The following is a 9,414-nucleotide window of genomic DNA, read 5'->3' on the forward strand; positions in this document are numbered from 1 at the left end:
GGCCGTCAGGCGTCGATGAAATTCGTGATCGCTTTCAGCGTGATCTCGGGAGATACCTCGTTGACGTAGTGGTCGGCGCCCGGAACGACGACCACGGGCAGATCGGGCCGTAGCCGGCTTGTTTTCGCCAGCGCCGCCGCCGAAACCAATTTGCTCGCCTCGCCCCGAACGATGAGGACGGGCTTCGCCACATCCCGATAGGCGGGCACCAGGTCCGATCGCAGGCCCTTGGCCGTCTGGGCCATGGCCGCGGGCGACGCCAATGGTCGCAGCCCGCCGTCGACCCGCTGATAGCCGCTCTCGGCCCGGATCCTGATGGCGTCGGCGGGAATGTTCGGATAGCGGCCAGCAAGATAGGCTTCGACGGCCTTGATATCCTCGAAAAGCTGGCTTCCCGCGTTCACCCGGGCTTCCAGCGCATCCAACGCTTCGGTCTCGATGAAGGGCGTGAAGTCGATTGCGATGACCGACCGCACCAGATCTGGATGTCGCACGGCGGCCGTGACGGAGTTTCTCGCGCCAAGCGAATGTCCGACGAGGATGGCAGGCCCCCGGTCGAGGGTACGGATCAAGCCGGCAGTGTCGTCGGCATAGTCATGCGCCTCGTAACCGCCTTCCGGCTTGTCGCTGTGGCCGTGCCCTCTCTGGTCGACGGCCACGGTCGTGAAGCGATCCGAGAGCCGAGCCATCAACGGCGTGAAGACCGCGGAATTGGAGGTAATGCCATGGAAAAACAGCATCAACGGGCCGTTGCCCGCCTCGCGCACGTTCAAGGTGATGCGGCCGGTGTCGATGCGTCGCGAGCCAAATTGGTCGGAAGCCATCCCTGCCGCAATGTTCATGATCCTCACCGTCACTGCCCGTCTCGGTCAAAAGGATCATACAGCCAGAAGGACGTCAAGCAGATTGTCTGACATTCTTGCAATCTTCAGATTTGACAATCTGGCTATTTTCCACGGCGTGACGTATGCTGGTTAGGAGATTGCGACTCAAACCGATGAGACGTTAGAGATGCCTCCAGATTTGAATTTGCGAATTTCCCCACGAACAGTTCAACGCGAGACCGTCGACAAGTTACGGCTCGCCATCTTCTCCGGATTGTTCCAGCCGGGAAGCCGCCTCATCGAAAGTCAGCTGTGCACACAACTCGGCATCAGCCGCCCTTCGCTAAGGGAGGCTTTGCGCAGTCTCGAGGCCGAGCGCCTGATCGAGATCGTCCCCAACCGCGGGCCGTCGATACCGTCGCTTACGTGGGAAGTGGCAACCGCCATCTACGAGGTTCGAGAGCTGCTTGAAGTCGAGGCCGCGGGACGCTGCGCGTCGAGAATTTCCCCGGAGCAGTTGCTTGAACTCGAGAAATCTCTTTCCGCGTTCGAAGCGGCGGCGTCCAGCAATGACAGCCTGGCACAGGTCATGACCGCCGCGGACTTCTATTCGATCATACTGGCCAATTGCGGCAACCCGATCCTCGAGGAGGTCCATCGTGGCCTTGTGGCCAGGATCAGCTTCTTTCGCGGACGATCGATGTCATTGGATGGCAGGGCACAGAGCAGCCTGGCGGAGATGAAGGAGATATACGAATCCATCGCCGCCGGCGACGAGAAGGCCGCCCGCAAGGCCTCCAAAAATCACCTGTTGAAGGCCAAAGCGGCAGCGAAGATGTCCATGGACAGCGCGATTTGAGTTTTTCGAAGACAGTTGCTCCGCCTGAAACCCGAAGCCTTTGAGGATGTCGCGGATCGACTGTCCGCGCACAGCTCGATGCGTAGGCCACCTCGTGCCGGCGCCAAACTTGCCGACCAAATACGCAAGCGTCAGATGGAGTGATGATGAGCTGGGCGAATTTTGAGCGCGAACGGGATGCCGATATCGTCATCGTCGGCGGCGGGTCGGCTGGCGCATTGCTTGCGGCGCGACTGAGTGAAAAGCCGGACAGCCGCGTTCTGCTGATCGAGGCAGGCGAAGAAGCGGTGGATCCCGACATCTGGAACCCCGCCGCATGGCCGGCACTTCAGGGCCGTGGCTACGATTGGGACTATCGCACGGAGCCGCAAGCCGGGACCGCTGGCCGGGTGCATCGCTGGGCGCGCGGGCGGGTGGTCGGCGGCTCGAGTTGCCTGCACGCGATGGGTTACATGCGTGGTCATCCCCGGGACTTCCAGGCATGGGTCGACGCGACCGGCGATAACAGATGGAGCTGGGATGAATTGCTGCCCGCGTTTCGGGCTATCGAGGATCACCCGCTCGGCGGCAACGGCCTTTACGGCAAGGGCGGGCCGATGCCCGTCCATTTGCCGGCCGACGAGGTCAGTCCGGTCGCGCGCGCGTTTATCGAAGCCGGCGCTTCGCTCGGCCTGCCGCGTCTTGAAGGGCACAACAGCGGGGAGATGATCGGCGTCACCCCGAACTCCTTGAACATTCGCGATGGGCGGCGGGTTACGGTGGCGGACGCCTGGCTCACGCCGGCTGTTCGAGGCCGCGAGAACCTGACCATCCTCACGGGATCGCGAGTGCGGCGGCTTAACCTGGCGAGCAATCGGGTCCGCGGCCTCGAAATCGCAGGGCGACAGGGTCCGGTCGAAATCCTCGCGGATCAAATTGTCCTTTGCGCCGGCGCGCTGGAAAGTCCGGCTTTGCTGATGCGCTCGGGCATCGGTCCGCACGACATGCTCGATACCGCCGGCGTTGGCTGCCTGATCGATATGCCGGAAGTCGGTCGAAACCTTCAGGATCACCTGCTTGGCGCCGGCAACCTTTATGCGGCTCGCAGGCACGTTCCTCCATCGCGCCTCCAGCACTCGGAATCGATGGCGTATATGCGCGCCGACAGGTTCACCGGTACCGGTCAGCCCGAAATCGTCGTTGGTTGCGGCATCGCGCCGATCGTGTCGGAACGCTTTCAGGCGCCTGCCGCCGGCACGGCATATTCGCTGCTGTTCGGGATCACCCATCCAGCGAGCCGCGGCAGCGTGCGCATAAGCGGGCCGGAGCTCGATGATCGGTTGATCATCGACCCCGCATATTTGCAAAGCGGCCGGGACCGTGCGCTGTTTCGCCAGGCGCTCGAGGCAGCCCGGACGATCGGACATCGGGATGAACTCGCCGGCTGGCGCGAGCGCGAACTCCTGCCAGGCAGCCTGAACAGCGCGGCTGACATGGACGACTTCATCGCGCAGTCGGTCATCACGCATCATCATCCCTGTGGCACTTGCAGGATGGGCAAGGATCCGGACGCCGTCGTCGATGCGGATCTGCGGCTGAAGGCGCTCGACAATCTTTTTGTCGTCGACGCGTCGATCATGCCCAGTCTCACCGCGGGACCTATACACGCCGCGGTTCTCGCGATCGCCGAGACCTTCGCTCGATCTCGCGCCTGAGAAATAGCATATCGCCGGCAAAGCAAGCACGACCTGGCGACACGGCACCAACGGCGTTTCAGCGATAGCTAACGGAACCGAATGGCTATCGCCGAATTTTGCTTCAGGCGGATTACGGAAGGGACCCCGTATTTGGAGCACCTGCATGAGCAACATAAGCGCCGAAGTCTCTGAGAAACAGAGCAATCTTCGGGCAAAAGGGCCATTCCAGCGGCTGCTGCGCACAATCGGGCCTGGTTTCATCACAGGCGCTTCGGACGACGATCCTTCGGGCATCGGCACCTACAGCCAGGCGGGCGCCCAGTTGGGGTTCAATGTCGGCTGGACGATGGTCTTCACCTTTCCGCTCATGGTCGCGATCCAGGAGATAGCAGCGCGAATAGGCCGGACGACAGGTCGAGGTATTTCCGGCAACCTCGCACGGCACTACCCGTCTCCGCTGATGTATTTTGTAGCCTTGCTTTTGTTCGCCGCCAACGTGATCAACATCGGGGCGGACCTGAGCGCGATGGCTGATGCATTGTGGTTGCTGGTGGGCGGCCCAAGCTCGCTTTACGTCGTTGCGTTCGGCGTGGCATGCGTTTTGGCGATCGTCTTCCTCGACTACAGCCGCTACGTCACGGTCCTGAAATGGACAACGCTGAGCCTCTTTGCCTACGTGGTGGCCGCGTTTCTGACTGATATCCCATGGGGCGAGGCGCTCAAGGGAATCGTTGTTCCGCATGTCGAATGGAGCCGGGCGTTCTTCACGACGCTTCTGGCCATACTCGGCACCACGATTTCTCCCTACCTGTTCTTCTGGCAAGCATCGCAAGAGGTCGAAGAGGAGAAGATCGACCCGAAGGCCAAGCCGCTGAAATGGGCACCGTGGCAGGCGCCGCGCGCGTTCCAGCGCATTCGCGCCGACACCTTGGTGGGCATGGCTTTTTCGAACCTGATCGCCATTGCGATCATTGTCACCACGGCCGCCACCCTGCACAAGGCGGGGGTGACCGACATCAATTCCTCCACCGACGCAGCCAAGGCACTGGAGCCGGTCGCGGGCAAATTCGCCTTTGTGATTTTTGCGATGGGGATTATCGGCACTGGCCTTCTCGCCGTGCCGGTTCTCGCCGGCTCGGCCGCTTTCGCCGTGGGCGAGGCGCGCCGCTGGCCAGTGGGGCTGGAGCGCAAGCCGAAGCAAGCGATGGCATTCTATGCGACCTTGGCCGCCGCCGTGGTGCTGGGAATGGGGATCATGCTGACGCCGATCGATCCCATCAAGGCGCTTTACTGGAGCGCCGTCATCAACGGCATATGCGCGGTTCCCGTAATGGCCGTCATGATGCTGATGACCGGGCGTTCCGAGATCATGGGCGAATTCCCCGTCGAGGGCTGGCTGCGCTTTCTCGGCTGGCTCGCGACGACTGCGATGGGATTGTCGGTTATCGGCCTCGCGCTGCAATGGGCCTTTTGAAATGACCCGACCGGGTCAGGCTCCGGTATGACGCTGAGCGCCCGCAGGGGACGAAGACCTTGGCATCCGCCGGCAGTCGCGTACGGCACCCTCGTCAACGTGCGCTCAGCGCGACCATGCGATCGAGGGCGGCGCCAAGGCCTTTCAGCGACACCGGAAAACTCAGCTTGGTGTCGGCCGCGGTGGTGACGTCGAGTTTCAGCTCGGTCCCCGCCTTGAGCTTCTGCATCAGCGCCCGGTCGATCGGAAACAGCGCCACGCAGCCGTTCGGCAGGCAGGTCCTGAACTTCAACGGCCCGACGGGCGGCTGGTCGTCGATCTGGGGCGTCACGCCGGGCTCGAACAGGATGCCGAAGGGCAGCAGCAAGGTTCCGATCAGCCCGCCCTTCTGCCCCACGCGCAGTTCAACGGCCAGAAGCCTCTGGCCGTTTTTCTGCGTCTGGTCCTGCGTGACCGTGCAGACCCGGGCATTGTCCTGCATGCCGCAGGCGAGCTGCCAGTCCTGATAGGTTTCCTGGAGCGACGATGCGCCATTGGGAAGCGAAGCCTGCTGCTGTTGCGCGAAAACGGCCGGCACCGAAGCGGCGAAGGCAGCCGCGCAGATGACGGCTGCCTTCGGGAAAAGCTGTCTACGAACCAATGAATGCTGCCTTCTCTTGGGTGCCGGGCAAATGCCCGAAGTAGCGGCTCGAGGACCCGTGTTTATCGTCACGTACAGACCCATTCACGGATCTTGCATTGGGTCCCCCCTGCCTCGCAGGCTTGCAGGGCGAGATCCTCCGCTTCCCGGCGGGTCTCGGCGGAGTTCACGCCCCACGGGGTGAACCGGTGCTCCACTTTGTCTGCCACGGCGAGCGCGCCGCAATGCTTGTAGGGAAATCCGGTCTTATCGTCGTCCGTCCAATGACGGTGATTGCGGAACACGGTAACGACGTTGCAGGCCTTTCCACCGGCATTCTCGCAATATTTCTGCGCTATGTCCTTCGCTTCCTGCCGCTTGTCGGCGCCCCAGAAGAAGCCGTATTTGGTATCGGTCTGGGAGTAGGCGATTGCCGCCCAGATACCTTTCTCCTCCTGCGGTGGCTCGGACGGCTCCACCAGATCGGCCGAGACGACCTGCCCGCTCCACAGCAAGGCCATGCACAAGACTGTCAAACGTCGCGATTTCATGGTCCGCAATCCTTTCCAGGGCGCCTCGCCCATTCGCCTGACATTCTCACTTGGCCGCCGATGCGATGGAAATCACCACGCATGTGTTGCCCGTCGGCAGCAGAAGGGCTTCGCCCGTGTTGCCGCCAAGCTCGTACACTTCGACCTGTCCGAGATGATCCGTGATCTTGCTGCCTTGCGGAAGCGCGGACGTGACATCGGCGCAGGGGCTGGCGAACGGCGCCACCCGCACCATGGTGCCTTCGCAACCCGTGGCGGTGGGCGAAGCAAAAACGATGCCGGCGGCCGGCCCGCTGTAGCGCTCGGTCGCATAGTCCAGGCCGACAAGCGCCTGCACGGCGTGCTTGTCGGCGGCCTGGTCGCTCCACAGCGACTTGACGCTGTATTTCGAGCCGGTCGTCAAGAGCTGTCCGAGCACCGGATAGACGGTCGAGCAGGCCTGCACGCCGGATTGCTTGACGTGTTGGAGGAAGGGCGAGTCCGGCAGCGCGGGCGGCGCCGTGCCGGCCTGAGCGGCCGTCGGCGTGCCGACGAGACCGGCGATCGCGGCATAGTTCGCTGCGGCGAAGCCGATGCCCATCATGGCCAGCCCCAGCGCACACAAACCGATGACGCGCGGCCAACGCCGCGGCGGCTCGACGGTCCTCTTGCGGTCCGGCTCGACGGTCCTTTTGCGATCCGGCTCGACGGTCGGGTTGCTGCGCGTCGCGGAGATGAACGGGTCTTGGTGGCTCACGGTGCTGCCTCGGTTATTTGACTGGCGCAAGGGCCTCGGACAGCCCCTTGAGCGTTGCGGTGACGGTGACGGTCTGGCCATCGACGGTCGGGTAGGAAATCGCCGGCGTCGCCTTCTGCGCTATCTCCTGGCGCATCAGAGGTCCCACCGGCAGCATGCCGACACAGACCATTTCGTTGCAGCCGTTCAAATGCACGTCGATGGATTCGGCGCGCCCCTCGAACTTCAGCGATACCAGCCCATCGCTCCTGGCGTTCGGCGCGGTGCGCAGGATCATGTAGGGTTTGCCGTCCTGGGTGGCGGCGAGCGACCAGCTGAACGCCATCTTGCCCGCCCCGTCCTCGATCACCTGCGAGACGTTGCAGACCTTCTTGCGCGCCTTGAGGTTCTCGTCGCAGATCAGCGTCCAGTTCTCGAAGGGGCGGATGGTGCGCTGGTATTGTCCGAGCTTCACGTCCGGCGGCACGACCACGTCGGAGGGCTTGACCCTATAGGGCGAAGCCGCCTGCGCGGCAGCCGGCGCCAGTCCGCCGGCAAGCGCCAGGCAGGTCAGGAATGCCATGGCTAGTCCGGGAAAACCAAACGGGTTTCCCGGATTCGGGCCTGGCCTGTCATGGCCGGTTCGCCTGTTCATTCCCGCCCCAGGTCCCGCCTCAGTTCAAGGTGAAGCTCAGCCCGGCGCCGACACCGACATTTCCACCCGCCGCCGTGCCGGACACATTGCCACGGATGCGGCCGTCCTCGCTGGTGTAGCCCGCGCCGAAGGCAAAGGCGCTCGAGTCCCGCCAGAAGCCACCGCCCGCCGCCACGCTCAGCTTGCCGGGACGGTCGTCGTAGCGGAGCGAGGCTGCCGCCAGACCGATTGCCGCCGCCTGCCGTGCTTCGTCCCGGATGCCGCTGATGTCGGAATTGAGCTGGCTGAACTTCTGGTCGGTATAAGTGTTGGCTTGTTGCAACGTCGTGACAGCCACCTGGTCGGTATAGGTCTTGCTCTGAGCCAGGTTCAGGTTCAGCTGGTTGACGTTGACCGCGTCGGTGCCGGCAACGCCGGGGCCGACATTGGAGATGACGACAGGCGCATTCGGATCGCCGCCCTGCAGCGTGATCTTGTTGATTTTGGTCGTCGATCCGTCCGGATTGGTGACGGTGTCGTACTGCACGGTGTTTTGGACGGTGCCGCCGATGCCGCCGATCGTTTTGGTCAGGTCTTCGATCGCTGTGTTGGTGGCGTAGAGCTGCGAGCCGTTGATCGCATCGGTGCTGTCGGAAGAAACGCGTCCGGCGGCGACATTGGTGATCGTCCTCTCCGCGCCGGCATCGCCGACGCTGACGGTGCCGTCCGGGGTCGTGCCGGCAAAGGCGTAGGTCTTGCCGTTGATGACCGTGTTGGACGTGCCGACGGCGGTCTGCGACACCGAGCCGGAGCCGAGCGCCACATCGCTGGCATTGTTGGCCTGCGCGCCCTGGCCGAGCGCCACGGCGCCCTGCCCGGTGGCCGTCGAACCATGGCCCGCGGCCAGGCTGTCGGTGCCGCTCGCCACGCTCTCCGGCCCGATCGCCACCGCGTCGGTGCCGCCGGCAAGGCTGTCGGCCAGCGTCGAATTGGCATGGAAATACTTGATGCCGCCGCCATTGTTGATGGTGGTGAGCGCATTGTTGACGGCGGTGAAGCCGTCATAGACCGTCGAGTAGTTGTTGCCCTGGATGTTGTAGGTCGGCCCGGTGATCGAGCCGTCGGGATTGACCGTGGTGCCGCCGCCGAACAGGTTGGAAACGTTTTGTGAGACACCGCGCAACTGCGAGACGTTGACGCCGTCCGTATCGGCCGAACCCGCCGCGACATTGGTGAGCTTGCGCTCCGCCCCGGCGGCACCGAAGGACACTTCGCCGGCCGATGTCTGCGCGGCGCCGAGGGCAAAGGCTGTGTAGCCGGCCTGCGCGCCGACCGTGGTGATGGATGACGCGCCCAGCGCCACGCTGTTGGCGAAGGTGCTTTGGGCGCCGGCGCCCAGTGCGATGGATTGCACGCCAGCGGCGGTGGAGTCGGTGCCGAGCGCGATGCCGTCGGCCAGCATGACATGGGCGTTCTGCCCGATGGCGGTGCCGCCGGGTGCCGTCTGGTCGACGACGGCTCCATTGCCGATGCCGACGCCATTGTCGCCATTGACGACCGTGGTCGGGCCAACCGCGACCGATTCCGCTCCGACCGCCAGCGAGTCGCCGGCTGTCGAATTGGCATGGAAATATTTCGTCGAGGTGGCGGAGACCGCTGCGATCGCTCCCGCCAGCTGGCGCACCGTCACGGCGTCCTGGTCCTGCGTGCCGTCGGCCACGTTGGTGATCTGCCGGTAGGCCGTGGCGGTACCAACCGACACGGCGCCGAGCAGCGTCTTGTCGGTCGTGTTGTACTGGATGAAGTTGGACGGGCCAGCCGCGATCTGCCCGGAAGCCGGAGCGATCGCGCGGTCAGAGACCGAACCTTGACCGAGCGCCACGCTGCCGTCGATGCTGGCCGCGCTGTCGCGGCCGAGCGCAAGCGCGCTGACGCCGGTCGCGGTCGCCTGGTAGCCGACTGCGGTGGAACCGACGCCTTGCGCGAAGGAATCGGTCTGCGCCAGGCCGGTCTCGTTGGTGCGGGCATAGCGGATGCCCTCGCCATTGGCGTTGGTGTAGAT

General features: G+C 63.9%; 9 protein-coding genes. 3 read left to right on the plus strand and 6 right to left on the minus strand.

Annotated elements, in window-relative coordinates; genetic code table 11:
• Positions 1-5 precede the first annotated feature (5 nt).
• Positions 6-842, minus strand: coding sequence for an alpha/beta hydrolase (locus FJ954_RS29105; protein WP_140665235.1), 837 nt, complete (start codon positions 840-842; stop codon positions 6-8).
• Positions 843-1,011: 169 nt separating this feature from the next.
• Here FJ954_RS29105 and FJ954_RS29110 point away from each other — a divergent pair, with 169 nt between their 5' ends.
• The 3 genes from FJ954_RS29110 to FJ954_RS29120 all read left to right on the plus strand — a co-directional run bounded on the left by FJ954_RS29110 (position 1,012) and on the right by FJ954_RS29120 (position 4,833).
• Positions 1,012-1,683: a GntR family transcriptional regulator gene (locus tag FJ954_RS29110; protein ID WP_140617621.1), complete on the plus strand. Its 672-nt coding sequence runs from the start codon at positions 1,012-1,014 to the stop codon at positions 1,681-1,683.
• 146 nt (positions 1,684-1,829) lie between these two features.
• On the plus strand, positions 1,830-3,377 hold the full coding sequence (locus tag FJ954_RS29115; RefSeq protein ID WP_140665238.1) for a GMC family oxidoreductase: 1,548 nt from the start codon (positions 1,830-1,832) through the stop codon (positions 3,375-3,377).
• Between the two features lie 145 nt (positions 3,378-3,522).
• Entirely contained in the window at positions 3,523-4,833 is a 1,311-nt protein-coding gene (locus tag FJ954_RS29120) for a divalent metal cation transporter (protein ID WP_140665240.1), read from the plus strand.
• A gap of 94 nt (positions 4,834-4,927) precedes the next feature.
• Here FJ954_RS29120 and FJ954_RS29125 read toward each other — a convergent pair whose 3' ends face one another.
• From FJ954_RS29125 to FJ954_RS29145, 5 genes are all read right to left on the minus strand, one after another.
• The gene (locus FJ954_RS29125; RefSeq protein ID WP_140665243.1) at positions 4,928-5,473 is read right to left on the minus strand and encodes an invasion associated locus B family protein; all 546 of its coding nucleotides are present in this window, start codon (positions 5,471-5,473) and stop codon (positions 4,928-4,930) included.
• A 68-nt stretch (positions 5,474-5,541) separates the two neighbouring features.
• Positions 5,542-6,003 (minus strand): DUF4189 domain-containing protein, encoded by a 462-nt coding sequence (locus FJ954_RS29130; protein WP_015315968.1) that lies wholly within the window; start codon positions 6,001-6,003, stop codon positions 5,542-5,544.
• A 46-nt stretch (positions 6,004-6,049) separates the two neighbouring features.
• Positions 6,050-6,739, minus strand: coding sequence for a hypothetical protein (locus tag FJ954_RS29135; RefSeq protein WP_181177941.1), 690 nt, complete (start codon positions 6,737-6,739; stop codon positions 6,050-6,052).
• 13 nt (positions 6,740-6,752) lie between these two features.
• Positions 6,753-7,301, minus strand: coding sequence for an invasion associated locus B family protein (locus tag FJ954_RS29140; protein WP_140665245.1), 549 nt, complete (start codon positions 7,299-7,301; stop codon positions 6,753-6,755).
• 91 nt (positions 7,302-7,392) lie between these two features.
• Positions 7,393-9,414: YadA-like family protein (locus tag FJ954_RS29145; protein ID WP_181177942.1), on the minus strand; the 2,022-nt coding region annotated here is incomplete at its 5' end.

The organism is Mesorhizobium sp. B2-3-15, from assembly GCF_006442875.1.
GTDB lineage: Bacteria > Pseudomonadota > Alphaproteobacteria > Rhizobiales > Rhizobiaceae > Mesorhizobium > Mesorhizobium australicum.